This window comes from Streptomyces gobitricini (assembly GCF_039532985.1).
Lineage (GTDB): Bacteria > Actinomycetota > Actinomycetes > Streptomycetales > Streptomycetaceae > Streptomyces > Streptomyces gobitricini.
The window spans coordinates 36,205-62,373 of the sequence record NZ_BAAASR010000023.1 but is presented as its reverse complement, the minus strand read 5'-3'; the positions used below and the strand labels follow the sequence as shown (position 1 = coordinate 62,373).

The following is a 26,169-nucleotide window of genomic DNA, read 5'->3' as shown; positions in this document are numbered from 1 at the left end:
CCCGGGGGTGCCCCGCGCGGGCGGGAACGGGACTACGCGCCGATCAGCGGCTCACGCGGGGAAGTGCGCAGCGGCGTGGCGAGCTCGGTGAGCGCGCACTCCAGACTGTGCAGATGGGCGAGGGCGGGCTCGGCCACCGTCGCGACGGCCGCCGGGAGGCGCGCCGCGTCGGCGTCGGCGGTGCGGGCCTCCCGCGCCTTCGCGGGTGTCGTGAGCGCCTCGACGGCCGCCTCCACGCGCCAGCAGGCGGCGGCCAGCCGGGCGTCGTGCGACGCCTCGGGGTCGGCGGCGATGGAGGCCAGGCCCCGTACCTCGCGCGCGCACGCGTCGAGCAGTGCGAGGACCTGCCGGGCCCGGGCCTTGCGTGCCCGCAGCGGGCTCAGCGGGTGTACGAGCGGGGCCAGGGAGAGCCGTACCCGGCCGAGGAGGGCTTCCAGCTCGGCGACGTGCGGGGACGGGTCGGCGCCCGGTGTACCGGACAGGCGCGCGGCGGCCCGCTCGGTGCAGACGTGCACGCAGCGCAGGGCCCGCTGGATCCAGGCGTCCGTAGTGGCGTGGGTGGTGACGGGCAGCACGAGGAGCACGGCCAGCACCGCGCCCAGGGCTCCGACCCCGGTCTCCATCGCCCGCAGCGCGAGCAGGGCCGGGTCCAGCACGCCCAGGAGCCCGTAGAGCGCCCCGGCCATCAGCGTGACCGACAGCATCATCCACGTGTACGAGACGGCGGCCGTGTAGAAGATGCCGAACACACAGACCGCGACCAGGACCGCCGAGGGCACGGCGGCGCCGTCCAGCGGGACGACGACCACCAGGCCGGCCACGATGCCGATGAGAGTGCCGAGGACCCTTCGGAAGCCGCGGACGAGGGTCTCGCCCCGCGAGGAAGTGTTGACGAAGATCCACCACGTGGCGCCGACGGCCCAGTACCAGCGCTCCCCGGAGAGCATCTGGCCGATGACGAGCGCGACGGCACCGCCGACGGTGGCCTGGACGGCCTGGCGCGTGGTGGTGCGCGCCAGGCCCCGCCCCTCGATCGGCACCTGTACGGCGGGCGGGGGCAGTCGCCGCTCGTAGCACCACAGGCCGAAGCGGACCGCCGACGAGGACAGCAGCGACAGGGCCACCGCGGCGTACAGCTCGGGGAGCTGTTCGGGCATCGTGCGCAGGAACTGCGTCACGAAGAAGGTCATGAACGCGAAGACGCCGAGGGAGTGACCGCGCGGCCCCCAGCGCCGGGCGTACACACCGGCCCCCATGACGGCGAGGAAGGCCATGTCCCGCGCCACGGGGTGATCGTGCAGAACAGCGGCGACGGCGAGCACCGGGAAGCCGACGGCGGGCAGCAGCGCGGTGGTGACCGCCTGGCCCCTGACCGTGGCGTCCGTGACGGTGAAGAGCGCGAGCAGCGCGGCGAGCCCGCCGGTGATGGCCGCCGCGAGGGAGTGTCCGGCGAGCCCGCACACGGCCACCGCGACGCTGATGCCGAGGACGGCCCGGGCGGCGCTGCGCAACCGCAGCCGCCCCGGATCCGGAGCCACGAACATCCTCTTCAGCACAGTTTCCCGCCCCTTCGGTGATGGACGACGTCGCGTCCTCGACGTCCTCGACGCCCTTGAGGCCTCGACGCCCGGACTTCCGGGACATTCCGATGTCCCGGCATGAAAAAGGCGCCACGGGGTCCGCAGCGCCATCGACACCCCCATGACACCACCTCCCGGCCCGATGGCTCAACTCGACGTAAAACCATTGGTCCATTGGTCCAGCAGATCGGAGTGCACCACAACACGGGGCGAGCCAATGGGCCAGTCCGGCGACCGGCTCAAGGTGGGGCGCGGCCGTGGTCGAAGAAGAAGGGGAAGCAAACCGTCCGCCAGAGCCCGTGCCAGGGGAGTACGCATGCCGACCACCACCAAGCCGAGTCCGGCCCCGAACCCGGCCCCTGAGCCGCCGCCGGGCGGGGGCGACGGACCCGGCGGCGCCCGCGCCCCCTTCGCCGTACGGCACCGGCGACTCGTGTCCGTGGTCGCGCTGCTGCTGATGGCCCTGTCCGCACTGGCGGGGCACGACGTGGCCGGCCGGCTGTCCTCGGGCGGCATGTTGCCGCCCGGGGCGGAGTCGCTGCGGGCCGAGGAGATCCTCCGGCACGACTTCGGGGCGGGCAGACCGGAGATGGTGCTGCTGGTGCGCGCGGACGCCTCCGGCGGTCGCGGAGTGGACGCCCCCGCCGCCGTCGCCGCCGGCCGGGCGCTGGAGCGGCGGCTGGCCGCCGACCGGGGGGTCGCGAGTGTCCGGTCCTTCCGGTCGGTGGGACCGTCGGCGGGGTTGCGCGCACCGGACGGGCGGAGCGGGCTGATCCTGGCGTGGCTGCGCGGTGGCAGTCACGAGCGCGGTAAGACGGCTGAACGCGTGGTGCCCGAGGTGACCGGACGGTTCGGACCGCTGGAGGTGACGGCCGGCGGCGAGGCGGCCACCCGTGTCGAGGTGGCCCGCCAGGCGTCCCGGGACGCGCGGATGAGCGAGCTCGTCGCCCTGCCGCTGACCGTGACGCTGCTGCTGCTGGTGTTCGGTTCCCTGGTGGCGACGGCGCTGCCGGTACTGGTCGGGGTATTCGCCGCGCTCGGCACCACGGCGCTGCTGCGCAGGCTCACCGATGTCACCGAGGTCTCGGTGTACGCCCTCAACATCGGTACCGCCCTGGCCTTCGCCCTGGCCATCGACTACAGCCTGTTCCTGATCAGCCGGTACCGGGAGGAGCGCGCGAAGGGGGCGGGGGCCACGGAGGCCCTGCGCACGGCACTGCGCACCGCCGGCCGGGCGGTCGCCTTCTCGGCAGGCACCGTCGCGTGCAGCATGGCGGCGCTGCTCGTCTTCCCGCACCCGGTGCTGCGCTCCCTCGGGTACGCGGGCGTGGCGGTCACCGTGATGGCCGCCGCGGGCAGCCTGGTCGTCCTCCCGGCCGTGCTCGCGCTGCTGGGGGACCGGCTCGACCGCCTCGACGTCTTCGCCCGGTGGCGCCGCCGGACGAAGACGGCGGACCGTGCGGTGCCGTCCGGCGGTGCGGACGGCGAGGCCGGCACGAACGGCACGAACGGCGGGGCCGGGACGAGGAGCGGGGCCGGGACGACCAACGCGGCCGACACGGCATCGGCACGCGGGGGCTGGGGGCACTGGGGGCGCATCGCCCTCGCGGTGATGCGCCGGCCGCTGGCCACGGGGGTCCCGGTCACCTGCCTGCTGGTGCTGCTGGCCGTTCCGTTCGCCGACGTCCGTTTCGCGATGTCCGACGACCGGGTGCTGCCCGGCGACAGCGCCGCCGGGGGTGTCGGCGCGGCGCTGCGGGAGGACTTCCCCGACTCGCCGGTCGGGGCGACCACCGTCGCCCTTCCCGGCCTCGACGCCCGTTCCCGCGCCCCGGAGCTGGACCGCTACGCGCGGCGGGTCTCCGCGGTGGAGGGGGTGGTGCGGGTCGACACGGCCACCGGGACGTACCGCCGGGGGCGGCTCGTCGCGGGCCCCTCTCCGTCGTCCGCCCGCTTCGCACCGCGCCACGAAGGACGGGACGGCGTGTACCTGTCGGTGGCCACGGCCGGCGAGCCGGGCAGTCCGGCCAACGCCGACCGCGTCGAGGTGATCAGGGACGTACCGGCGCCCTCCCCCGCGTGGGTGGGCGGCTTCGGCGCCAAGGTCGCCGACGTACGCGGGGCGATCGGCGAACGGCTCCCGCTCGCCCTGACGCTGATGGGCGTGTCCATGATTGCCCTCGTACTCGGACTGACCCGCAGGCCCGTCCTGGCCGTGAAGGCCCTCGTCCTGAACACGCTCAGTCTCTGCGCGACGTTCGGCGCGCTGGTCTTCGTGTTCCAACAGGGCCACATGAAGTGGCTGGTGGGCGACTTCGTGACAACCGGCGCCCTCGACGTACAGATCCCGGTCGTCACCTTCTGCGTCGCCTTCGGCCTTTCCATGGACTACGAGTGCATGCTGCTCTCCCGCATCGTGGAGGAGCACCGGGCGGGCGCGGACACGGTGACGGCGGTCGCCCGCGGGCTGGACCGTACCGCCCGTCTGTTCACCTGGTCGGCCACGATCCTGGCGGTGGTCATGGTGGCCCTGGCGACCTCCGGCCTGGTGATCCTCAAGGCCGTGGGCGTGGGACTCGCCCTGGCCGCCGTGCTGGACGCGACCGTCGTGCGCGGCCTGCTCGTACCCGCCGTGATGCGGCTGGCCGGACCCGCCAACTGGTGGGTCCCCTCGTGGCTGAGGAGCAAAGAGGACCGCACTGGACCATTGGTACGGTGACCCCAGGAACCGCCATACCAATAGGGGGCCAGGAACCATGGCTGTGGACGAGCTGGACACCCGCATCCTCCGGCTGCTGATCGAGCAGCCGCGTACCAGCGTCCGCGAGTACGCGCGTCTCCTCGGCATCGCGCGCGGCACCCTGCAGGCACGGCTGGACCGGATGGAACGGGACGGCGTGATCACCGGTACGGGCCCGGCCCTGTCCCCCGCGGCGCTCGGGCACCCGGTGCTGGCGTTCGTGCACATCGAGGTCACCCAGGGTCACCTGGACGAGGTGGGCGACGCGCTGGCCGCCATCCCCGAGATCGTCGAGGCGTTCTCGATCACCGGTGGCGGGGATCTGCTCACCCGGGTCGTGGCGCGGGACAACGGGCACCTGGAGGACGTCATCCAGCGGCTGATCCAGCTGCCGGGGGTGGTGCGCACCCGTACCGAGATGGCCCTGCGGGAGCGGGTGCCGCACCGGCTGCTGCCCCTGGTCGAGTCGGTGGGCCGGGCGGCCGGCCGGCAGCGGGAGTGAAGGACCGCGGACGGAGGCTTGGCATGCTGAGCGCATGAACAGTTCTCACGCCGCCGTCATCTTCGATCTCGACGGCACGCTGGTCGACAGCGAGCCGAACTACTACGAGGCGGGGCGCCGGCTGCTGGCGCACCACGGCGTCACGGACTTCGGCTGGGAGCGCCACACCGACTTCATCGGGATCGGGACGCGCGAGACGCTGGAGATCCTCAAGGAGGAGTACGGGCTCGACGCCCCGATCGAGGAGCTGCTGGCCGGAAAGAACCGGCACTACCTGGAACTGGCGCGCGCCGCGACCGAGGTGTTCCCCGAGATGCGCGCCTTCGTGGAGCTGCTGCACGCGAGCGGCGTGCCGATGGCTGTGGCGTCGGGTTCGTCGCGTGCCGCGATCGAAGCGGTCCTGGGCGGTACGGGACTGGACGCGTACCTCACCACGCTGGTGTCGGCCGAGGAGGTCGAGCGGGGCAAGCCAGCGCCGGACGTGTTCCTGGAGGCGGCGCGTCGGCTCGGGGTGGAGCCGGAGCACTGCGTGGTGCTGGAGGACGCCCCGCCCGGCGCGGCGGCGGCCGAGGCGGCCGGGATGCGGTGCATCGCCGTGCCGTACGTGCCGGGCACGGTCGACGACCCGGCGTTCGGCACAGTGGGGCTGCTGCTGCGCGGCGGACAGGCGGAGTTCACGGCCCGGGCGGCCTACGACTTCGTGATGGCGAGCCGTCAGGTCACCGGAAGCCGACCGCCGCGCCCGTAACCGCAGCCCACGGCGCGCCGCCGAACCCGCCGACCGCCGGGCGGGGCAAGGGTGCGGTGTCCGGCTCGACCGCCGGGCCGGGCCCCGTACCGGGCGCGACCGCCGTACCGGACCATGGCCGGCCCCCCGTACACCCGACCAACCGCCAACGGATCCCGCCCGCCCGCCCGCCGGCCGGCGACCGCCGCACCCGGCTCGACCGGCGGCCGGGGGGCGGCCGTCGGGACCCTGGCCGCCTACCGGGCTGCGGCTGGACCCGCCGCCGTCCGCTCGTCCCGTCGTCGTACCGTCGGCAGGCGCCGCGCCGGCCGGCGGGCGGGCGGGCGGGCGCGGGGCCGGGAAAACGCGTTGCCCGCCGCGCTCCCGGCACGACAGGCTTCCCCCCATGTCCGAGATCCGAACAAGCGGCGCGCACGACGTGGCCGCCCTCTTCTCCAAAGGGCGGCTGACGGCCGTCCCACGCAAGCCGGCCCGACGTCAGCAGCTGCTCGCCCACCTCTCCGAGACGCTGTTCGAGCGCGACCGGTCGTACACCGAGCCCGAGATCAACGAGGCCCTGCGCACGGTGCACGAGGACTGCGCCGCGCTCCGCCGCTACCTGGTGGTCGGTGGGCTGCTCACCCGGTCCCGGGACGGCGGCAGCTACCGGCGGGTCCGGTAGTGCCGTAGCACGGTGGCGCGGTCGCGGGGACGCCGCGTCAGAAGCGGGCGTGGGCGGTGATGTCCGCGCCGAACTGGTCGATCATCGCCGGGGTGACGGTCGGCCGGCACTGGGCGATCGCCTCCAGGTAGTCGTCGGTGCTCGCCCCCGGCGCCCGCAACTGGTCCTGGTCGCCCAGGTCCCGCTCGAAGGCGGTCTGGGCGGCGATCCGGGCGGCATGCTCGATGTCCGCCGGAGTGAACAGGTCGCTGGCGGCCACCAGGACCGACACGTCCACGTCCGTCCGGCCGTCGGTGTACCGGGACCAGATCGCGGCGCGCGCCGCCTTGTCCGGCGTACCGATCGGGATGAGGTAGTCGAACCGGCCGGGGCGCAGGAACGCCGGATCGAGCGACCGGACGGAGTTGGTGGCGCACACCAGCAGGCGTTCGTCACCCTCCCGGAACCGGGGTATCAGCTTGAGGAGTTCGTTGGTGACCCCGTGCATCCCGCCGGGCTGCGCGGGCTCGGTGCGTACGGGGGCGATCTCCTCCACCTCGTCGATGAAGACGAGCACCCGCTCCAGCTCCGAGATCCGGGCGAACGCGCTGCGCAGCGCGGCCGCCAGGTTCCCCTCGTCGGCCAGCCGGGACGGCAGGAGTTCGACGAAGGGCCAGCCGAGGCGGGAGGCGATGCCACGCGCGAAGGTGGTCTTGCCGGTGCCCGGGGGTCCGAACAGCGCGATGGCCCGGGGCGGACGCACACCGTGCCGCGCGGCCCGCTCGGGCTGGGCCAGGGGCAGGACGACCCGCCGCTCGATCAGGTCCTTCTCCGCCTCCATGCCGGCGACCTTGCCCCACAGGTCACCCGGCAGGAAGCTCCCGCCGAGGTCCTCCAGGAGGTTGGCGGCGGGCCCGTGCAGCGGTTCGACCTTCTCGAAGTAGGCCACCGCGGGCTGGCGGGTGTAGCCGGCGTTGAGCAGCCCCTCGCCCACGAGTTCCTCCTCGGGCAGGACATAGGCGATCCGGCCCACCCGGGCGGCGAGCAGGCGCCGTTCCAGTTCGACCAGCAGAGCGCTCGCCAGGCCCCGGCCGCGCCAGGCCGGGGAGATGGCGATGCGCATGACCCAGGCGCGCTCCCCCGCCACGCACGCGAGCGCCGCGCCGATCGGTGCGCCCTGGTGGACGGCGACGACCGCCGGCTGGCGGCTCGTCAGCGCGCCGATGCACTCGGCGAGTGAGAACACGGACTCCTGACCGAGTTCGGCCGTGGTGTCGATCAAGTGGACGACGGCCGCGAGGTCGCTCTCACGGTAGTCGTGGATCAGCCAGTTCACCGGTACCACCCCTCGTTGTGCTGTTCCGGCGAGGCTAGGGGCCCCGACCTGCCCTGGCCTGTGCCGCTGTGCACAAGGCGGTGGCGCCGACTGCGACGTTGTGGAGGTTGTGGATGTTGTGGCGGACGGCACAGCGACGGCAGGACGGTGGACGCGCGGCCGGGCGGTCGCCAGGATCGCGGTGACGCACGATCTCCGCGACCGAGGGACGGGACGTACGACGCATGGCGAAACACTGGGCCGACTTCCAGTACGAGATCTATCTGAACGGCATGACGGGCGCCGTACCTCGGCTGCCCACCGACCTGACCCGCCTCGAGGAGCTCACCGAGCGACGTCTCGGTCCCGGACCGGTCGGTTACGTGGCGGGCAGCGCGGGCAACGGGAGCACGGCGGCCGCCAACCGGGCGGCGCTGGACCGGCGGCGGATCGTGCCCCGGATGCTGCGCGACGTCCACGAACGCGATCTGTCGGTCCGCGTGCTGGGCCGGGAACTGCCCGCGCCGCTCGCCCTCGCACCCGTGGGCGTACTGTCGATCATGCACCCGGACGCGGAGCCGGCCGCCGCGCGGGCCGCCGCCGCGCAGGGCGTGCCGTACATCCTGTCGTCCGCGTCCAGCACGCCCATGGAGCAGGTCGCGGAGGCGATGGGCGAGGCGGAGCGGTGGTTCCAGCTGTACTGGGCGAAGGACCGGGAGGTCACCCGGTCGTTCCTCGGCCGGGCGAAGGCCGCCGGGTTCAGCGCGCTGTTCGTCACGCTGGACACCCCGCTGCTGGCGTGGCGGCCGCGCGACCTGGACCAGGCGTACCTGCCGTTCCTCCATGGCGTGGGCACCGCCAACTACTTCACCGATCCGGCGTTCCTGGCCGGGCTGGCCAAGCCGGTGCACGAGGACCCGAACGCGGCCGTGGCGCACTTCGTCGGCATGTTCGCCGACCCGGCGAAGACGTGGCCGGACCTGGAGTTCCTGCGGGAGAACTGGGACGGCCCGATCGTGCTCAAGGGCATCCTGCACCCGGACGACGCCCGGCGCGCCGCCCAGGCGGGCATGGACGGCGTGGTGGTGTCCAACCACGGCGGCCGCCAGGTCGCCGGCTGCGTCGCCGCAGCCGACGCCCTGCCACGCGTCGCGGAGGCGGCCGACGGCCGGCTGACCGTGCTGTTCGACAGCGGCATCCGCACGGGCGACGACATCTTCAAGGCGCTCGCCCTGGGCGCCGACGCGGTGCTGGCGGGCCGTCCGTACGCGTACGGGCTCGGCCTCGACGGGCAGGCGGGCGTCGAGCACGTCATCCGCTGCCTCCTCGCCGAACTGGACCTGACCCTCGCCCTGTCCGGTCACCGCACACCCGGCACACCCGGCCGGGACGACCTGACCGAGGATGGCGCGTGACCGCCCCGAAGAACGTGCTCGCCGTCGTCGCGCCCCACGTGGGCGGCCGCGGCGCCGGTGCCGCGCTCGCCTCGGTCCTCCCGGGCCACGCCCGGGTCACCGTCGTGGAGAGCACCGACGAGGACCGGGCGGCGCTGCGCGAGGCGCACGTCGTCGTCACCGCCCTCGCCCCGGTCACCTCCGCCCACCTCGCCGCCGCACCGCACCTGGAGCTCGTCCAGTGCGCGAGCCACGGCTACGACTACGTCGACGTGGAGGCGGCCCGCGAACGGGGCGTCGCGGTCTGCACGATCGGGTCCAGCGGCGCGGAGCGGCAGAACGTGGCGGAGCAGACGTTCGCGCTCATGCTGGCACTCGCCAAGCGGCTGGTCCCCGCCCACACCGCGCTCGTCGAAGCCGACTGGGCGCTGCCGCGTCTCCAGCAGTCCCTCACGGAACTGTGCGGCAAGACGCTCGGCGTCATCGGCCTGGGGCACATCGGCACCGAAGTGGCCCGTCGCGCGGTCGCGTTCGACATGAGCGTCCTGTACGCCGGACGGCGGCGTGTCTCCCCCGAGACGGAGGCGCGCCTGGGCGGCGCCCGGCATGTGGAGCTCGACGAGCTGCTCCGGACGTCGGACTACGTCACGCTGCACACCCCGTTGAACGAGGAGACCCGTCACCTTCTCGACGCGCGGCGCCTGGCTCTGCTCAAGCCCACCGCGTTCGTCGTCAACACAGCCCGGGGCGCCCTGATCGACCAGGACGCCCTCGCGGACGCCCTGGAGTCCGGCGCCCTCGCCGGCGCGGGCATCGACGTCTTCGACCCCGAGCCGCCTCCGCGCTCGCTGCGGCTGCTCAGGGCCCCGAACGTGGTGCTGTCCCCGCACGTCGCGGGCGTCACCCGCGAGACCGTGGTCCGCATCGCCCTGGCCGCCGTCCAGAACGTCACCGACCACCTGGACGGGAAGCCGGCGAGGGACGTCGTCGGGTGAACCGGCCCGCGTGACCCGGCCGGGGAGGCTCAGCCGAGGAAACTGAGCCGCACCTGCCGGTCCGGGTTGTCCTTGTTGGTGTCGACCACGCACACCGACTGCCAGGTGCCGAGGGCCATTTCACCGCCCACGACGGGGATCGTGGCGTGCGGGGGCACCAGCGCGGGCAGCACGTGGTCGCGGCCGTGGCCGGGACTGCCGTGGCGGTGCTGCCAGCGGTCGTCGGCGGGGAGCAGGGTGTGGAGGGCGGCCAGGAGGTCGTCGTCACTGCCGGCGCCCGTCTCCAGGATGGCCACGCCCGTGGTGGCGTGCGGTGTGAAGACGTTGAGCAGGCCGTCGCGGCCCGCCGCCGCCTCCCGGAGGAAGGAGGCACAGGCGCCGGTGAGGTCGTGGACGGTCTCCCTGTCGCCGGTGGTGATGCGCAGCGTACGGGTGGTGAATGCGTCGCTCATGCCCCCATGGTGTCACCGTGCCGCCGCCGCTCCCGGAGCCGGCGTGTCCCGCGAGCCGCCCGCCTGACCGATCGGCGCGGACGACGGGAAGTTCCACGGACCTCGCCCTGTTAGTAGAAACATGAACTACATGGTGGGCGGGGACGTGGACGTGGTCGTCATCGGTGCGGGCCAGGCGGGGCTGTCCGCCGCCTACCACCTGCGGCGCGGCGGCCTGGTGCCGGACCGGGACTTCGTCGTGCTGGACCACGCCCCGCGGCCGGGCGGCGCCTGGCAGTTCCGCTGGCCTTCGCTGACGTACGGCCGCGTGCACGGGATGCACGCGCTGCCCGGTATGGAGCTGGCCGGCGCCGACGACAGCCGCCCGTCGTCGGAGGTGATCGGCGAGTACTTCGCGCGGTACGAGGAGAGGTTCGGGCTGCGGGTGCACCGGCCCGTGGACGTCACGACCGTCCGGGAGGCCGGGGACGGGCGTCTGGTGGTGGAGTCCTCGGAGGGGACGTACACGACGCGTGCCCTGGTCAACGCGACGGGCACCTGGGACCGGCCGTTCTGGCCCTACTACCCGGGCCAGGAGACCTTCCGCGGGCGGCAGTTGCACACGGCGGACTACCCGGGGCCGGCGCGGTTCGCCGGTCGGCGGGTGGTCGTGGTGGGCGGCGGGGCGTCGGGAACGCAACACCTGATGGAGATCGCGGAGGTGGCGGCGGAGACGACGTGGGTGACGCGCCGCGAGCCGGTCTGGCGCGAGGGCCCGTTCGGAGAGGCGGAGGGGCGGGCGGCGGTGGCCCTGGTGGAGGAGCGGGTCCGGCGCGGGCTGCCCCCGCAGAGCGTGGTGGGCGTGACCGGTCTGCCGCTGAACGACGCGATCCGGCGGGCGCGGGAGCGCGGCGTTCTGGACCGGCTGCCGATGTTCGACCGGATCACCCCGGCGGGTGTGGTCTGGGACGCGGGCTCCGCCCTGGCGGGGCGGACGGTGGACGCCGACGTCATCCTGTGGGCGACCGGCTTCCGCCCGGCCGTCGACCACCTGGCCCCGTTGCGGCTGCGCGAGCCGGGCGGCGGCATCCGCCTGGACGGCACGCGCGTGGTGCGCGACGAACGCGTCCACCTCGTGGGGTACGGCCCTTCCGCCTCCACGATCGGCGCGAACCGCGCCGGGCGTTCCGCCGCCCGTGACATCGCCCGCCTGCTGGACCGGGCCGGGTACGGGGGCCAGGTCCCGGACCGGGCCCCCGCCGCGCACAGGGGCCAGGACCGGGACCTGCAACCGGCGGCCGTCTGACGCGGGGCCGCCGGTCCGGGCGCGTGGAGGACGGTCAGTTCGACGCCGACGCCGACGCCGACGCGCGGTGGGCGTTGAACTCCTGGACGTTGCGCTGGTGCTCCGCGTAGTCGGCGGTGAAGCGGGTGTCGCCGGGCCGCACGGTGACGAAGTAGAGCCAGGCGCCGGGCGGGGGGTCGACCGCCGCGCGCATCGCCTGCTCGCCGGGGTTGCCGATCGGCGTGGGGGGCAGCCCCTGGCGGTTGTAGGTGTTGTACGGGTTGTCCATGCGGGTGTCGGCGTGCGACGTGTCGAGCGTGGAGCGCCCGAGGCCGTAGTTGAGGGTCGAGTCCATCTGGAGCGTCATCCCCCGCGCGAGGCGGTTGCGGATGACCCGGGCGACCTTGCCCATGTCCTCCGGCGTGTCGGCCTCGGCCTGCACGATGCTCGCGATGGTCACCGTCTGGTAGAGGCTCACGCCGTTGCGCTGGGCTCCGGAGCTGATGCGGTCCACGCCGAACCGCTCGTGGGCGGTCCGCACCATGTAGTCCAGCAGGCCGCGCGGAGTCGTCTTCTCGTAGACCGGGTACGTGGCGGGGAAGAGGAACCCCTCGGGGTTGCCCAGCGCGTCCTCCGGCAGTTTGAGGGTCCCCGCCTCGGCGACCTTGCGGGTGGTGCCGGGCGCCACCCCGAGCGCCTTGTCGGCCGCCTCGTACACCTGACCCGCCCGCCATCCCTCCGGGACGAGCAGCATCGTCGGCTTCTCGGGTGGCGGCACGGCCGGGGGCTCCTTGAGCAGCAGCAGCGGGACCAGCACCGCGGCGGCCGCGACGGCGGCCAGACCGGCACCGAGGGCCAGCCGGCCGCGACGGGTCATACGGGGACGCCCGCGCCGGGGCGCGTCGGGGGACTCGTTCACCATGCGGGCACGCTAACCCGGAAAAGGTAGATAATCGGGCAATTCGCACATCCACCCTCACCCGACCCGCCGAACGGGAACAGGCGAACACGGGCTCGGTTGTTCGCCCGAACGCATGATCGTCACCCTTTTTCCGGGACCGGGCGGGGTGCGACGGGTGATGCTTACGGTGCGCAAGCGACGGGCTGCAGACCGCGACTGCGCAGTCCCACACATGCACGTACAGCCAAGGAGAACGCACCACATGAACGTCATCACCGACCTGCTCGCCGGCATCATCCACTTCGTCGGCTGGCTCGTCTGACGATCGTTTCCCCCGGCGCCGTCGCTCCCCCGTCCCAGGGAAGCGGCGGCGCCGTCGTCGTGTCCGCCGATCCGTCGCCCGGCCGCCCCCGGCCGCCCTCGGCCGCCTGAGCGGGTCCGGACGGTTCCGGCTCCGGCTCCGCGTCGCCCCGCACCAGCGCGGCGTAACGGCCGTCCCGCTTCACCAGTTCCTCGTGCGTTCCGCGCTCGACGACGCGCCCCTCGACGAGGACCACGATCTCGTCGGCGTCCCGGATGGTGGAGAGGCGGTGGGCGATGGTGATGGTGGTGCGGCCGGCGGAGAGCGCGTCGATCGCCTGCTGCACGGCCTGTTCCGTACGGGTGTCGAGGGCGCTGGTGGCCTCGTCGAGGATCAGCACGGGCGGATCGCGCAGGATCGTCCTGGCGATGGCGAGGCGCTGCTTCTCCCCACCGGAGAAGCGGTACCCCCGCTCACCGACCAGGGTGGCGTAACCGTCCGGCAGGGACGCGATGTGGTCGTGGATCTGGGCCGCCCTGGCGGCCGCCTCGATCTCCTCGTCGGTCGCCTCCGGCCGGGCGAAACGGAGATTGTCGGCGACCGAGGCGTGGAAGAGGTAGGTCTCCTGGGAGACCACGCCCACCCCGCGGGCGAGACTGTCGAAGTCCAGCTCCCGCACGTCGACGCCGTCGAGCGTGACACGGCCGCCGGTGACGTCGTACAGCCTGGGGACGAGATAGCTGAGCGTGGACTTGCCGGAGCCGGTGGGGCCGACGACCGCCAGGCTGCCGCCGGCCGGCACGGCGATGTCGATACCGCTGAGCGTCTCACCGCCCTTGGTGTCGTACCGGAAGTCGACGCCCTCGAAGCGGACCTCGCCTCGGATCTTCTCCAGCCGGACCGGCGTCTGCGGCTCGGTGATGTCGACGGGGAGGTCCAGGTACTCGAAGATCCGCTGGAAGAGGGCCATGGAGGTCTGGATGTCCACGCCGGTCGAGAGCAGGCTCACGGCGGGCCGGAACAGGCCCTGCTGGAGCGAGACGAAGGCGACGAGCGTGCCGATGGAGATGGTGGGGCCGCCCGCCTGGAGCGCCAGCCCGGCCGCCCAGTAGAGCATCGCGGGCATGGCGGCCATCACGATGCCTATGGTCGACATGCGCCACCGGCCCGCCATCGAGGAGCGGACCTCGAGGCCGACGAGGCGCTCGGACTCGGCGGCGAAGGAGGAGGTGAGGGAGTCGGCGCGGCCCATCGTGCGGCCCAGCAGGATCCCGCTGACGGAGAGCGACTCGGTGACGGTCGCGGCCATGGCGGCCATCTGCCCCTGCCGCTGGGCGGCGATCCTCTTGCGCTCGCGGCCGACCCTGCGGCTGATCCACACGAACACCGGCAGCAGGAGCAGGGAGACGATCGTCAGCCGCCACTCCAGCGCCAGCATCGCCACGACGGTGGCCACGACGGCGGTCAGGTTCGACACCAGGGAGGTCGCGGTGGAGGTGACGGTCGCCTGCATCCCTCCGATGTCGCTGGCGATGCGGGACTGGACCTCACCGGTGCGCGTGCGGGTGAAGAAGGCGAGCGGCATCCGCTGGAGCCGGCCGTAGACGGCGGTGCGCAGGTCGTGCATGACGCGCTGGCCGACCGTCGTCGAGATCAGCGTCTGCAGCACACCGAAGACACCGGTCACCACGGCGGTGAGGATCATGCCGAGGGCGAGCAGCGTGAGCAGGCCCGTGCGCCCCTGCGGGATCGCGGTGTCGAGGATTTCGCGGAGCAGGAAGGGCGAGGCGACCGACACCAGCGACGAGGCGGCGACGAGGACACCCACCACGGCCAGTCGGCCGCGGTAGGGGCGGAAGAGCCGGAGGGCGCGCCGGATCTGGGGCGGCGGCTGTTCCGGACCGGGTGGCGGTGGCGTCCAGGTGGACTCCGCGTGGATGCGCATGGGCTCCTTCGAGAGTGCGGGGGCGGTGCGGACCGCGACCGCCCCCGGCAGCAGACCCGTCGGAGCGATCTCTGAGAGAATAGCTCATTGTTACCTATATTCACAGTGAATAAGGTCCTGATACCATCCGGCCATGTACTCCCCCGACGCCGACGGCCTTCTCGCCGAGCAGTTGCTCCGGCTGACCAGGCGCCTCCACCGCAGCCAGAAGCGGCAGCTGGAGTCGGCCGACATAGCGATCACACCCGCCCAGTCCCGGCTGCTGCGCACGGTCGCGCACTACGACACCCCGCCCCGGATGGCCGACCTCGCCGCCCGGCTCGAGGTCGTTCCGCGTGCGGTGACCAGCCTGGTGGACGGGCTGGAGGCGAGCGGACGGGTCCGCCGCGCCCCCGACCCGGCCAACCGCCGGGTGGTGCGGATCGAGCTCACCGACGCGGGGCGGGACACGCTGCGGCAGCTGCGTACCGCGCGCCGGGCCGCCGCGGAGGACATCCTGGCTCCATTGACCGCCGAACAGCGCGAGGTGCTCGGCGGACTGCTGTCCGCTCTGGTCGACGGAAGTCCGGAGCGCCACTGCTGACGCCCGTGCCGTGACACCCGCGCCCCGACGCCGGTGCCGTGACGCCGGTGCCGCCTGTCGAGGGGACCGTGACATGCCGATGCCGATGCCGGAGCCGAAACCCGACGCCTTCCGCCCCGGCACGCATCACGGCCCCTACCCCGACCGGGTGCCCGACCTGCTGGCGCACGGCTCACCCGGACGGCTGCGCGACGAACTGACGGCGCTCCTGGGCGCCGAGAAGGTGCTGTGGCGGGTCTCCGACCTCGTCCGGTACGCGTCGGACGCCAGCCCCTACCGTTTCGTCCCGCAGGTCGTCGTGGTCGCGGAGGACGTCGCCGACGTCTCGGCCGTCCTGTCCTACGCCCACGACAGAGGCCGGGAGGTCGTGTTCCGGGCCGCCGGGACGAGCCTCAACGGCCAGGCGCAGGGCGAGGACGTCCTGGTGGACGTGCGCCGGCACTGGTCGGGGGTCGAGGTCCTCGACGGCGGCGCCCGTGCCCGCGTCCGGCCCGGCACCACCGTCGCCCGCGCCAACGCGGCGCTCGCCCGTTGTGGCCGCGTACTGGGCCCGGACCCGGCGAGCGCGGCGGCCTGCACGATCGGCGGGGTCGTCGCCAACAACGCGTCCGGGATGACGGCCGGCACGGCGCGCAACGCGTACCGCACGGTCGCCTCCCTCACCGTCGTCCTGCCGTCCGGCACGGTCGTCGACACCGGCGACCCGGCGGCCGACGCCGCACTGGCGCGCGCGGAGCCCGGCCTGTGCGCCGAGCTGCTCGCCATCAAGGCGGAGATCGAGGCCGACCCGCGGCTTACGGCCCGGATTCGCGCCAAGTACGAGATCAAGAACACCAACGGCTACCGTCTCGACGCCTTCCTGGACGGTTCGACGCCCGTCGAGATCCTGCGCGGGCTGATGGTCGGCTCTCAGGGCACCCTCGGCTTCATCTCCGAGGTGGTGTTCGACACCCTGCCGCTGGACCGCGAGGTCACCGCGGCGCTGCTGTTCTTCCCGTCGCTGCCCGCCGCCGCGGCCGCGGTGCCCCGCTTCACCGAGGCGGGCGCGGTCGCCGTGGAGCTGATGGACGGCAACACGCTGCGGGCGTCGGTACGGGTGGACGGGGTGCCCGCCGACTGGGGGCGGCTGCCCCGCGCGGCCACGGCGCTGCTGGTGGAGTTCCGGGCGCCCGACACGGCGGCCCTGGAGGCGTACGAGCGGGCGGCGGCGCGGGTGCTCGACGACCTCGAGCCGGTGGCGCCCGTGGCGTCGGTGACCAACGCCTTCACCCGGGACGCCCGGACGATCGGCGGCTACTGGAAGGCGCGCAAGGCGTTCGTCGCCGCGGCGGGCGGCGGGCGTCCTTCCGGTACCACGCTCATCACCGAGGACTTCGCGGTGCCGCCGTCACGGCTCGCCGAGGCGTGCGAGGCGCTGCTCGCCCTACAGGCGGCGCACGGCTTCGACGCCGCCGTCGCCGGACACGCGGCCCACGGCAACCTGCACTTCCTGCTGGCCTTCGACCCGTCCGACCCGGACGACGTCGACCGGTACGCCGCCTTCATGGACGAGTTCTGCAAGCTGACCGTCGAGCGGTTCGACGGCTCCCTGAAGGCCGAGCACGCCACCGGCCGGAACATCGCGCCGTTCCTGGAGCTCGAGTGGGGGCCCAGGGCGACGGAGCTGATGTGGCGTACCAAGCAGGCCCTCGACCCCGACGGGGTGCTGGCCCCGCGCGTCGTGCTCGACCGGGACCCTCGCGGCCACCTGCGCGGGCTCAAGACGGTACCGAGGGTGGAGCCGGTCACCGACGCGTGCATCGAGTGCGGCTTCTGCGAACCGGCCTGCCCCAGCCGGGACCTGACGACGACGCCCCGTCAGCGCATCGTGCTGCGGCGCGAGATGACGCGGCAGAGTCCCGGTTCGCCCGTCGAGGCGAACCTCCTGGCAGCGTACGGGTACGCCGCGGTGGACACGTGCGCGGGCGACTCGGTGTGCCGCCTCGACTGCCCGGTGGGCATTGACACCGGCGCGCTGATGAAGCGTCTGCGGCACGCCCGGCACTCGGTGCGCGAGGAGCGGCTGGCGGCGCTGGCCGCCCGCCGGTTCGCGGTGGTGGAGGCCTCGGCGCGGCTCGCGGTGGCCACCGGCCGCCGGCTCGGTGACCGCCTGCCCGCCTCCGTGACGGGGCTGGTCCGCAGGGTGGTGGGGCCCGAGCGGATGCCCGGGTGGCTGCCGGAGATCCCCGGCGCGGCCGCCGCGGAGCTGCCCGTCACGGAGCGGGCGCGGGCGGTCGCCGTGTACTACCCCGCGTGTGTGAACCGGGTCTTCGGCGAGCCGGACGGGTTCGTCGGGCCGTCCCTGCCGGAGGCGGTGGTGGCCCTGTCCGCGCGGGCCGGCAGGCCGGTGTGGATCCCGGACGGCGTGGCGGGCACCTGCTGCGCCACGATCTGGCACTCCAAGGGCTACGACGAGGGCGCTCGGGTGATGGCGAACCGGATCGTCGAGGCCGCCTGGGGCTGGACGGCGGGCGGGCGGCTGCCGCTCGTGGTGGACGCCTCCTCCTGTGCGCTGGGCCTGGCACGGGAGGTGGCGCCGTACCTCAGCGCCCGCAACCGCGAGCTGCACGCGGAGCTGACGGTGCTCGACTCGGTCGTGTGGGCCGCCGACGACCTGCTGCCGCGCCTGACGGTGCGGCGGAAGGCCGCGTCGGCGGTGGTCCACCCCACCTGCGCGATGCGGCACCTCGGCGACGAGGACCGGTTGCCGGTCATCGCGGAGGCGTGCGCCGAGGAGGTCGTCGTCCCGGACGACGCCGGCTGCTGCGCCTTCGCGGGCGACCGCGGGATGCTGCACCCCGAGCTGACGGAGTCGGCGACGGCCCGGGAGGCGGCGGAGGTGACGGCGCGGACGGTCGACGCGTACCTCTCCGCCAACCGGATGTGCGAGCTCGGCATGCAGCACGCCACCGGCCGTCCCTACCACTCCGCGCTCCTCCAGCTGGAGCGGGCGACCCGCCCCTGAGGCCCGTCCCGGACCCCTCGGCGCCGTACGCCGGGGCGTCACGGTGAACCCCGCCTCGGTCCCTCCCGTTCCAGGAGTCCATGTGCTCGGAACGAGAGTCCAACCCGATCTCTTGCCCACCGGCAGCCCCAGCAGCCAGGGTCCTTCCCGGGATTCATGAACCAGCCGCGCACACAACGCACTGGAGGTTCCATGAACGACGCAGCACCCGGGAACCAGGACCGGGCCGGGGACTCACCCAGCCGTCGCTCCGTCCTGCGGACCACGGCCGGCGCGGCGGGCGCCGCCGGACTGGGGCTCGGCGCGCTGGGCGGTACCGCTGCCGCCGCCGGGACCGAGGGACCGGAGACCACCGCCGCTCCCCCGCGTCAGGGCCCCACCATGGCCGGCGTGCCCTTCGAACGGCGCTCCACCGTCCGTGTCGGGATCGTGGGGCTCGGCAACCGCGGCGACAGCATGCTCGATCCGTTCCTGGCCGTCCCCGGCGTGCGGGTGGTCGCCGTCTGCGACCCGGTGAAGGCCAAGACCGAGCGGGCCGCGGCCAAGGTCGTGGCGGCGGGCCGGCCCTCGCCCGCCGTCTACGCCAACGGGGAGAACGACTACGAGCATCTCTGCGAGCGCGGCGACGTCGACCTCGTCTACGTGGCGACCCCCTGGGACGTCCACTTCGCCATGGCACGGACGGCGATGCTGAACGGCAAGCACGTGGGCGTCGAGTGTCCCGTCGCGATGCGCCTCGACGAGCTGTGGGAGCTCGTCGACCTCTCCGAGCGCACCCGCCGCCACTGCATGCAGCTGGAGAACTGCTGCTACGGCAGGAACGAGATGCGGGTCCTGCGCATGGCGCACGCCGGCAAGTTCGGCGAGCTGCTGCACGGGGCCGGGGCGTACAACCACGATCTGCGGGGCCTGATGTTCTCGCCGACGTACTACGAAGGCCCCTGGCGCCGCCTGTGGCACACCCGGCTGCGCGGCGACCTCTACCCCAACCACGGCTTCGGTCCGGTCGCCAACTACATGGACGTCAACCGGGGCGACCGCGCGGTCAGCATCAGCAGCTTCGGCACCCCCGCGCTGGGTCTGGCCGAGTACCGCGCGGCCAACGTGCCCCCCGGAGACCCCAGTTGGAAGGAGACGTACGTCGCGAGCGACCGCACCATCAGCATGGTGCAGACGGCCAGGGGCCGGGTGATCCGGCTGGAGCACGACGTGTCGACGCCGCACCCGTACAGCAGGATCAACAGTCTGGGCGGCACGAAGGGCGTCTTCGAGGACTACCCGGCCCGGATATACGTCGAGCCCGACCACACCGACGACCGGTGGGCCGACTTCTCCTCGTACGCGGGCGAGTTCGACCACTGGCTGTGGAAGGAGCACGCCGACCCGCCCGGTGGGCACGGCGGAATGGACTACATCATGGTGTACCGCCTGACGCAGTGCATGCGGCTCGGTCTGGTCCCGGACTTCGACGTGTACGACGCCGCCACCTGGACGGCCCCGGTGCCGCTCAGTCACGCCTCCGTCAAGGCGAAGGGCGCGCCGCAGCGGATACCCGACTTCACCCGCGGCGAGTGGAGGAGGGCCCGGTCGGGCGTGGACTCGGTGAAGCCCGGCTGACCGCCGCGGGGCCCGGCCCACGGCATACGACCGGGCGAGCTCCGTTGCGCGGCTGGGCGCGGCGTCCGGCCGGGGAACGGACGGGGCGGCGGTGACCGGATCGCGCCAATCGGTGCCGAGCCCGGGCGGTGAGTGGTGGGGCACGGCGGACGCCGGGGCCGGACCCGCCGGCGCGGAGACGGCAAGGAGCCCGCCCGTGGGCGGACTCGTGTTTCGCCGTTGCCCCGTGGGCCGCGAGTGAAGCGCGGGAACCCGGCTGCGGCACCGGGGCAGGGGGCCGGGCTTTGGCGTGTTCGGCGCGGTCACGCCGGAAATTCGATTGCCGACCACGGGGCCGGACGGCGAACCTTGCACGGTTTCCGGCCGCCGTTCAGCGCTGCCGCCCGTCGACGGAATCCCTGGGACGTCATGCAGATCCGCCATCTTCCGTACGCCGATCCTGGTGATCCCGACGTGAGGTCGGGCACGCGCTTCCTGCTCTGGCTGGGCCGCAACCAGCTGGGCGGCCAGGTCAGGTCCTTGCTGTGGGGCCTGGTGCTGCACCTCGGCATCGCCGGTCTGCCGCTGGGCGTGGGCCTCGCGGTGCAGGCCGTGATCGACCGCTCGGGTGGTGGCCTCGCCCGGGCCGGAGGTCTCATCGCCCTGCTGGGCGCGGCCATCGCCGTGGGCGACACGATGATGCACCGCACCGCCGTCACCAACTGGATCACCGCCGCCGCCCGCGTCCAGCAGCTCCTGGCGCGCAAGACCGCCGAGTTGGGCTCGCTCCTGCACCGCCGGGTCGCCGCGGGCGAGGTCGTCGCCGTCTCCACCGGGGACGTCGAGAAGATCGGCTGGTTCGTGGAGGCGCTGTCGCGGTTCGCATCGGCGGCCACCACGCTGGTCCTGGTCTGTGTGGGGCTGGTGGTCTACCAACCCGCCCTCGGCGTCGTCGTCGCCGTCGGCGTGCCCGTGCTGGCACTCGCCGCCCTCCCGCTGCTCCCCCGCGCCACCCGGCGCGCGGACGTCCAGCGGGAGAAGGCGGGCCGTGCCACCGAGCTGGCCTCGGACACGGTCGCCGGCCTGCGGGTGCTGCGCGGGATCGGCGGCGAGGAGCTGTTCCTCGGCCGCTACCGCGAGGCGTCCCAGGAAGTCCGCGAGGCAGCCGTGCGCAGCGCCCGCATGTGGGCACTGATCGCCGCGGTACAGGTACTGCTGCCGGGGCTGCTGCTGATCGTGGTGGTGCTGTACGGGGCGAAGCTCGCCCTGGAGGGGCGCGTCACGGTCGGCGAACTGGTCACCGTGTACGGCGCGGTCACCCTCGCCGCCCACCCGTTGCGCAACTTCGAGGAGATCGCCATGGCGTACTCCTTCTCTCGGCCCTCCGCGAAACGCGCCGCGCGGGTGCTGGCCCTGACGCGTACGACCACCGCGAACCCGGCCGCGGCGCACGAGCGGCCGGGCGGGGACCTGTACGACCCGGTGACCGGGCTGCTCGCGCCGGCCGGTCTGCTCACCGCCGTGGTGTGCGGTGACCCGGACGCCGCCGGGAGGCTGGCCGACCGGCTCGGCGGGCATCCGTCGCAGGAGCCGGAGTCACACGTGTCCGTCCTTCTCGGCGGGGTCGCCCTGGACGAACTGCCCCTGGACGTGGCGCGCTCCGCCGTCCTCGTCCAGGACAAGGACCCGGTCCTGCTGTCCGGCACCCTCCGCGAGCTGCTGGACGTGCCGTCGTCCGGGCAGGTCGCCGCCGAGGACGCCCTGGCGGCCGCCCGGTGCGGTGACGTGCTGGACGCCCTCGCGCAGGCGTCGGTGGACCCCGGCGGCGACCCGATGCGCACCCGGATCACCGAGCGGGGCCGGTCCCTGTCCGGCGGTCAGCGCCAGCGCCTGGCCCTGGCCCGGTCGCTGGTCACCGACCCCGAGGTGCTGGTGCTCGACGAGCCGACGTCGGCGGTGGACTCGCACACCGAGGCGCGGGTCGCGGCGGGCGTCCGGCGGCTGCGTACCGGCCGGACGACCGTGGTGCTGGCCTCGTCACCGCTTCTGCTGGACCTCGCGGACCGGGTGGTGCTCGTCCATGAGGGCCGGGCGGCGGCGGTGGGCACCCACCGCGAGCTGCTGGCCACGGAGGAGCGTTACCGCGCGGTGGTCACCCGCGCGACCGAAGAGGAAACCCTTGTGGACATCGAGGAGTCGGCATGACCGCCGTCATCGGTATGGCGCCGCCCGAGTACGACCCGGCGGCCCCGGAATCGGCGGCCACGCTGCCGGTCGGCACCGCCGCGACCGTCCGGGCCTACGTGGCCGGACTGCTGCGCCGCCACCGCACCGCGTTCGTCGTGCTCGTCGCCGTCAACGCGGTGGCTGTCGTCGCGTCGATGGCCGGGCCGTACCTGCTCGGCTCACTGGTGGACCGGCTCGCCGAGGGGGCGCGGGACCTGCGTCTGCCGGTCACCGTGGGGGCGTTCGCGGCCGCGCTGGTGGTGCAGACCGTGTTCGTGCGACTGGTGCGGCTGCGCGGTGCGATGCTCGGCGAGGAGATGCTGGCCGATCTGCGCGAGGACTTCCTCGTGCGGTCGGTGGCGCTGCCGCCGGGCGTGCTGGAGCGGGCCGGCACCGGTGACCTGCTCTCCCGGATCACCACCGACGTCGACCGGCTGGCCAACGCCATGCGGGAGGCGGTGCCGCAGCTGGCCGTCGGCGTGGTGTGGGCGGGGCTGCTGATCGGCGGCCTGACGGTGACCGCGCCGCCGCTGGCCCTCGCCGTGCTGGTGGCCGCGCCGCTGCTGATCGTGGGGTGCCGCTGGTACTTCCGGCGGGCGCCCTCGGCGTACCGTTCGGAGGCCGCCGGGTACGCGGCGGTCGCCGCCGCCCTGACGGAGACGGTCGACGCGGGGCGAACGATCGAGGCGCACCGGCTGGGAGCGCGGCGGATCGGGCTGTCCGACCGGCGGATCAAGGAGTGGACGGCGTGGGAGCGCTACACGCTCTTCCTGCGTTCGGTCCTCTTCCCGGTCGTCAACGTCACGCACACCACCGTCCTGGCCGCCGTCCTGATGATCGGCGGCGTGTTCGTGCTGGAGGGCTGGATGGACGTCGGGCAGCTGACGACGGGCGCGCTGCTGGCGCAGATGCTGGTGGAGCCGGTGGGGATCATCCTCCGCTGGTACGACGAGCTCCAGGTGGCCCAGGTGTCACTGGCCAGGCTCGTCGGTGTGCGGGACATCGAGCCGGAGAGCGGCGACGGGTCCGTACGGCCCGACGGGCGTGATGTGCGGGCGGACGAGGTGCGGTTCGGCTACCGCGAGGGCGTGGACGTGCTGCACCGGGTGTCGATGGACGTGCCGCCGGGCACGCGGGTGGCGCTGGTCGGCCCGTCGGGTGCGGGCAAGTCGACGCTGGGCCGGCTGCTCGCCGGTATCTACGCGCCGCGGACGGGACGGGTCACGCTGGGCGGGGCGGAGCTGTCACGGATGCCCGCCGAGCGGGTCCGTGAGCATGTCGCGCTGGTCAACCAGGAGCACCATGTCTTCGTCGGTACGCTCCGCGACAACCTGCTGCTCGCGCGGGCGGGCGCCGAGGACGCCGAGCTGTGGGCGGCCCTCGGGGCGGTCGGCGCGGACGGGTGGGCGAGGGCGCTGGACGACGGGCTGGACACCGAGGTCGGTTCGGGCGGCCTGGCGCTGACCCCGGCGCAGGCGCAGCAGGTCGCGCTGGCGCGCCTGGTGCTGGCCGACCCGCACACCCTGGTGCTGGACGAGGCGACGTCCCTGCTGGATCCGCGGGCCGCCCGCCACCTGGAGCGGTCCCTGGCCCGGGTGCTGGACGGCCGTACGGTGGTGGCGATCGCGCACCGGCTCCACACGGCCCACGACGCGGACGTCATCGCGGTCGTCGAGGAGGGCCGTATCAGCGAGCTGGGCAGCCACACCGACCTGGTCGCGGCGGGCGGCGCCTACGCGGCTCTGTGGCGGTCCTGGCACGGGTGAAAGCTTGGCCCCGCGGCCCGGCTCGGCGCGGCCCGGCCCGGCGCGGCCCGGCGCGGCCCGGCGCGGCCCGGCGAGCGGGAGTCGTGGTCCGCCGAGGGCCTTGACGGCCCCGGACCGGCCCGGGCCGTGGCCGTCACCGGCGCCCCGCGGCTGAGCCCGCCGGGCGGGTGCCCGGAGCCCCGCCCCGGGCCGCCCGGTGCCCCCGCGTCAGCCGGTGCCGTGGACCTCCAGGGCGGCGCGGACCGCTGATTCGAGGGCGCCTTCGATCCAGGCCGGCTTCACCGAGGTGTGGCAGCCCGCGAAGTGCAGCGGGCCCTCCTGGGTGCGCATGTCCAGGAGGATCTCGGTGTGCTGGCCGGGCAGCAGGACGGCGGCCTCCCCGTAGGCGTACGGGTCTCGCTGCCAGCTCTGGGTGCGGCCGACGCCCGTGAAGAAGACCTCCAGTCGCCGCCCGTACACCTCCTGCATGCCGCGCAGGGCGAGCGCGTACCGGGCCTCGTCGTCGTAGGCGTCCCAGCGCCTGGCGTCGTCCGCCCAGCTGTAGGAGGCGAGGACGACGCCGCCGTCGCTGCCGGGGACGGGGTGGGAGGGGTTGAACATGAAGCGGTTGGCGTTGTCGGTGACCGAGCCGCCGCCGATGACCCCGGCCGCCTCGGGCTCGTCGCGGGAGACCCAGGCGTTCGCCGCGTAGTGGGTGCGCTGGTCCTCTGAGAGGTACCCCCTGGGTACGGAGGGGTGCTCGCCCAGCAGTCGTCCGTCCGGTGGCACCTGGCCCTTGCGGTAGCGGTCGTAGAGTCCCGGCTCCATGGCGTCCAGTTCGCGGCGCCAGTCGTCCTCGCCGAACTCCCACCAGCGGCGGCTGAACTCCAGCAGCACCTTGGTGGCGCTGTCGTAGTGCGCCTCCGTGATGGCACGGCGCTTGTCGTACGACAACGGGGGCGAGATCTGGACGTGCCGGAGCCCGGAGAAGGGGATGGTCACGATCGCCGCGTCGCCGGTGAACCGCTCGCGGACCACGGGGCCGCCGCGGCCCTCGGAGACCGTGTCCACGACGACCCTCTCACCCTCCTCGCGTGTCTCGACGCGGGTGACGCGCCGGTCGAAGCGGACGTCGTCGCGGACCTGGTCGAGGAGCGCGTCGGCGAGGACGGCGGTGCCGCCGTCCAGCTCGTAGAAGGCGGTACCGGGGCTGATGAGCGCCTGGCTGATGAAGCTGTGCATGAAGGAGAGCGGCAGCCTGGAGGTCATGTTCTCCAGGGTTCCGATCAGGTCGATGGTGCGCTCGTCGAGCCCCGCGTACTCGGTGAGGAACCGGTACATGGACCAGTCGCCGAACCGCTGGACGACGCGGGCCCAGCCTTCCAGCAGCTCGGGCATCGGCTTGTCGGCCCGGGTGCCGTCGGGGCGGGCCACGCTGTACTCGTCGCGTACGGGGTCGAGGGCCCGGCGCACGATGTCGGCGGCCGGAACGTCCTCGTACCTCGGCGGTACGCCGAAGGAGCGGTTGATCGCGCGTGGGTCCTTGGCGTAGTCGGCGCGGCGGGCCCGGATGCCGTTGACGCGGATCCAGGTCCGGTACCGCGGCCTGCCCTCGGGGTCGGTGTCGACGTAGCGGAACGGTCTGCGCTCGATGCCGAGCCTGTCGATCAGGCCGATGACGAGCGGGTGGCTGCCGGGGATGCGCATGGCACCCGCCTCGGCGTACTGCTTCGGGTCGGCGAACGGCTGGGCGGCGTTCTCGTGACCGCCGGTGCGGAAGGTCTTGATCCGGCCGCCTGCGCGGTTTCCGTTGGCCTCGACGACGGTGACGCGGTGGCCGGCGCGCTTGAGGAGGGCGGCGGCGACCATGCCGGCGGGTCCGGCGCCCAGTACCAGGACGTGCTTGGGGGCGGAGGCGGTCCTGGGCAGTCCGCCGCCGAGCAGGACCTTCTCGTAGCGGGGGACCAGTGGCCGGTCGTCGTCGTCGAGGACGAGCAGGGCGCGGGCGACGGCGAGGCAGGTCCGCCAGTCGGCGGTGGAGCGGGGTGCGGGGGCCGCGGCGACGGAGGGCGCGGCGGCGGGTGCGGCGGCCGCGGCGGGGGCGGCGAGGGCTGCCGGGGGCAGAGCGGCCGCGGCTGCCACCGAGGTTGCGCGGGCGGCCAGTTGACGTCGTGTCAGTTCGGCGGAATCCATGATCAGAAGAAAGCGGATCTTCCGGTTCCATGGAGGGGCTTCGCA

The 26,169-nt window shown here is 73.7% G+C and carries 18 protein-coding genes; 12 read left to right on the top strand and 6 right to left on the bottom strand.

Annotated features, from left to right (window positions below):
• Positions 1-32 precede the first annotated feature (32 nt).
• Positions 33-1,556 (bottom strand): FUSC family protein, encoded by a 1,524-nt coding sequence (locus ABD347_RS21145; RefSeq protein WP_344363620.1) that lies wholly within the window; start codon positions 1,554-1,556, stop codon positions 33-35.
• 340 nt (positions 1,557-1,896) lie between these two features.
• Between ABD347_RS21145 and ABD347_RS21140 the strand changes: the two genes are divergently transcribed.
• The 4 genes from ABD347_RS21140 (at position 1,897) to ABD347_RS21125 (ending at position 6,231) form a co-directional block, all read left to right on the top strand.
• Entirely contained in the window at positions 1,897-4,299 is a 2,403-nt protein-coding gene (locus ABD347_RS21140; protein WP_344363618.1) for an MMPL family transporter, read from the top strand.
• 37 nt (positions 4,300-4,336) lie between these two features.
• Positions 4,337-4,822 (top strand): Lrp/AsnC family transcriptional regulator, encoded by a 486-nt coding sequence (locus ABD347_RS21135; protein WP_344363616.1) that lies wholly within the window; start codon positions 4,337-4,339, stop codon positions 4,820-4,822.
• A gap of 34 nt (positions 4,823-4,856) precedes the next feature.
• Complete coding sequence (locus ABD347_RS21130) at positions 4,857-5,570, top strand: HAD family hydrolase (protein WP_344363614.1); 714 nt, start codon at positions 4,857-4,859, stop codon at positions 5,568-5,570.
• A gap of 385 nt (positions 5,571-5,955) precedes the next feature.
• Entirely contained in the window at positions 5,956-6,231 is a 276-nt protein-coding gene (locus ABD347_RS21125; protein WP_344363613.1) for a DUF2087 domain-containing protein, read from the top strand.
• Positions 6,232-6,268: 37 nt separating this feature from the next.
• On the opposite strand, the gene ABD347_RS21120 is transcribed toward ABD347_RS21125, so the two are convergent.
• Positions 6,269-7,546 (bottom strand): GNAT family N-acetyltransferase, encoded by a 1,278-nt coding sequence (locus tag ABD347_RS21120; RefSeq protein WP_344363610.1) that lies wholly within the window; start codon positions 7,544-7,546, stop codon positions 6,269-6,271.
• Between the two features lie 224 nt (positions 7,547-7,770).
• Here ABD347_RS21120 and ABD347_RS21115 point away from each other — a divergent pair, with 224 nt between their 5' ends.
• A complete protein-coding gene (locus tag ABD347_RS21115; protein WP_344363608.1) occupies positions 7,771-8,940 on the top strand; it encodes a lactate 2-monooxygenase in 1,170 nt (389 codons plus the stop codon).
• Positions 8,937-9,914 carry a 2-hydroxyacid dehydrogenase gene (locus tag ABD347_RS21110; protein WP_344363606.1) on the top strand — a complete coding sequence of 326 codons (978 nt, stop codon included), beginning with the start codon at positions 8,937-8,939 and terminating at the stop codon, positions 9,912-9,914. The genes ABD347_RS21115 and ABD347_RS21110 overlap by 4 nt, the downstream gene beginning before the upstream one ends.
• 29 nt (positions 9,915-9,943) lie before the next feature.
• On the opposite strand, the gene ABD347_RS21105 is transcribed toward ABD347_RS21110, so the two are convergent.
• The gene (locus tag ABD347_RS21105; protein ID WP_344363604.1) at positions 9,944-10,366 is read right to left on the bottom strand and encodes a YjbQ family protein; all 423 of its coding nucleotides are present in this window, start codon (positions 10,364-10,366) and stop codon (positions 9,944-9,946) included.
• A 121-nt stretch (positions 10,367-10,487) separates the two neighbouring features.
• Between ABD347_RS21105 and ABD347_RS21100 the strand changes: the two genes are divergently transcribed.
• Positions 10,488-11,651, top strand: coding sequence for an NAD(P)-binding domain-containing protein (locus ABD347_RS21100; protein ID WP_344363601.1), 1,164 nt, complete (start codon positions 10,488-10,490; stop codon positions 11,649-11,651).
• Positions 11,652-11,685: 34 nt separating this feature from the next.
• On the opposite strand, the gene mltG is transcribed toward ABD347_RS21100, so the two are convergent.
• Together mltG and ABD347_RS21090 are read right to left on the bottom strand one after the other, a co-directional pair.
• Positions 11,686-12,552, bottom strand: coding sequence for an endolytic transglycosylase MltG (gene mltG, locus ABD347_RS21095; RefSeq protein WP_344363599.1), 867 nt, complete (start codon positions 12,550-12,552; stop codon positions 11,686-11,688).
• Between the two features lie 272 nt (positions 12,553-12,824).
• On the bottom strand, positions 12,825-14,777 hold the full coding sequence (locus ABD347_RS21090; RefSeq protein WP_425575724.1) for an ABC transporter ATP-binding protein: 1,953 nt from the start codon (positions 14,775-14,777) through the stop codon (positions 12,825-12,827).
• 133 nt (positions 14,778-14,910) lie between these two features.
• Between ABD347_RS21090 and ABD347_RS21085 the strand changes: the two genes are divergently transcribed.
• The 5 genes from ABD347_RS21085 (at position 14,911) to ABD347_RS21065 (ending at position 23,952) form a co-directional block, all read left to right on the top strand.
• Positions 14,911-15,360 carry a MarR family winged helix-turn-helix transcriptional regulator gene (locus ABD347_RS21085; protein ID WP_344363597.1) on the top strand — a complete coding sequence of 150 codons (450 nt, stop codon included), beginning with the start codon at positions 14,911-14,913 and terminating at the stop codon, positions 15,358-15,360.
• Positions 15,361-15,439: 79 nt separating this feature from the next.
• Positions 15,440-18,364: an FAD-binding and (Fe-S)-binding domain-containing protein gene (locus tag ABD347_RS21080; protein ID WP_344363775.1), complete on the top strand. Its 2,925-nt coding sequence runs from the start codon at positions 15,440-15,442 to the stop codon at positions 18,362-18,364.
• 192 nt (positions 18,365-18,556) lie between these two features.
• Positions 18,557-19,981, top strand: a complete 1,425-nt coding sequence (locus ABD347_RS21075; RefSeq protein WP_344363595.1) for a Gfo/Idh/MocA family protein — start codon at positions 18,557-18,559, stop codon at positions 19,979-19,981.
• A gap of 408 nt (positions 19,982-20,389) precedes the next feature.
• The gene (locus ABD347_RS21070) at positions 20,390-22,165 is read left to right on the top strand and encodes an ABC transporter transmembrane domain-containing protein (protein WP_344363593.1); all 1,776 of its coding nucleotides are present in this window, start codon (positions 20,390-20,392) and stop codon (positions 22,163-22,165) included.
• Positions 22,162-23,952: an ABC transporter ATP-binding protein gene (locus tag ABD347_RS21065; protein ID WP_344363591.1), complete on the top strand. Its 1,791-nt coding sequence runs from the start codon at positions 22,162-22,164 to the stop codon at positions 23,950-23,952. The genes ABD347_RS21070 and ABD347_RS21065 overlap by 4 nt, the downstream gene beginning before the upstream one ends.
• A 207-nt stretch (positions 23,953-24,159) precedes the next feature.
• Here the strand turns inward: ABD347_RS21065 and ABD347_RS21060 are convergent, their stop codons facing one another.
• Positions 24,160-26,124 carry a flavin monoamine oxidase family protein gene (locus tag ABD347_RS21060; protein ID WP_344363588.1) on the bottom strand — a complete coding sequence of 655 codons (1,965 nt, stop codon included), beginning with the start codon at positions 26,122-26,124 and terminating at the stop codon, positions 24,160-24,162.
• Between the last annotated feature and the right edge of the window lie 45 nt (positions 26,125-26,169).

Bases quoted from the DNA above. Each gene is read 5' to 3' on its own strand.
- ABD347_RS21090 (WP_425575724.1), bottom strand. From the start codon at position 14,777: ATGCGCATCCACGCGGAGTCCACCTGGACGCCACCGCCACCCGGTCCG.
- ABD347_RS21085 (WP_344363597.1), top strand. From the start codon at position 14,911: ATGTACTCCCCCGACGCCGACGGCCTTCTCGCCGAGCAGTTGCTCCGG.
- ABD347_RS21065 (WP_344363591.1), top strand. From the start codon at position 22,162: ATGACCGCCGTCATCGGTATGGCGCCGCCCGAGTACGACCCGGCGGCC.
- ABD347_RS21080 (WP_344363775.1), top strand. From the start codon at position 15,440: ATGCCGATGCCGGAGCCGAAACCCGACGCCTTCCGCCCCGGCACGCAT.
- ABD347_RS21140 (WP_344363618.1), top strand. From the start codon at position 1,897: ATGCCGACCACCACCAAGCCGAGTCCGGCCCCGAACCCGGCCCCTGAG.
- ABD347_RS21115 (WP_344363608.1), top strand. From the start codon at position 7,771: ATGGCGAAACACTGGGCCGACTTCCAGTACGAGATCTATCTGAACGGC.
- mltG (WP_344363599.1), bottom strand. From the start codon at position 12,552: ATGGTGAACGAGTCCCCCGACGCGCCCCGGCGCGGGCGTCCCCGTATG.
- ABD347_RS21125 (WP_344363613.1), top strand. From the start codon at position 5,956: ATGTCCGAGATCCGAACAAGCGGCGCGCACGACGTGGCCGCCCTCTTC.
- ABD347_RS21105 (WP_344363604.1), bottom strand. From the start codon at position 10,366: ATGAGCGACGCATTCACCACCCGTACGCTGCGCATCACCACCGGCGAC.
- ABD347_RS21130 (WP_344363614.1), top strand. From the start codon at position 4,857: ATGAACAGTTCTCACGCCGCCGTCATCTTCGATCTCGACGGCACGCTG.
- ABD347_RS21135 (WP_344363616.1), top strand. From the start codon at position 4,337: ATGGCTGTGGACGAGCTGGACACCCGCATCCTCCGGCTGCTGATCGAG.
- ABD347_RS21075 (WP_344363595.1), top strand. From the start codon at position 18,557: ATGAACGACGCAGCACCCGGGAACCAGGACCGGGCCGGGGACTCACCC.
- ABD347_RS21070 (WP_344363593.1), top strand. From the start codon at position 20,390: ATGCAGATCCGCCATCTTCCGTACGCCGATCCTGGTGATCCCGACGTG.
- ABD347_RS21060 (WP_344363588.1), bottom strand. From the start codon at position 26,124: ATGGATTCCGCCGAACTGACACGACGTCAACTGGCCGCCCGCGCAACC.
- ABD347_RS21100 (WP_344363601.1), top strand. From the start codon at position 10,488: ATGAACTACATGGTGGGCGGGGACGTGGACGTGGTCGTCATCGGTGCG.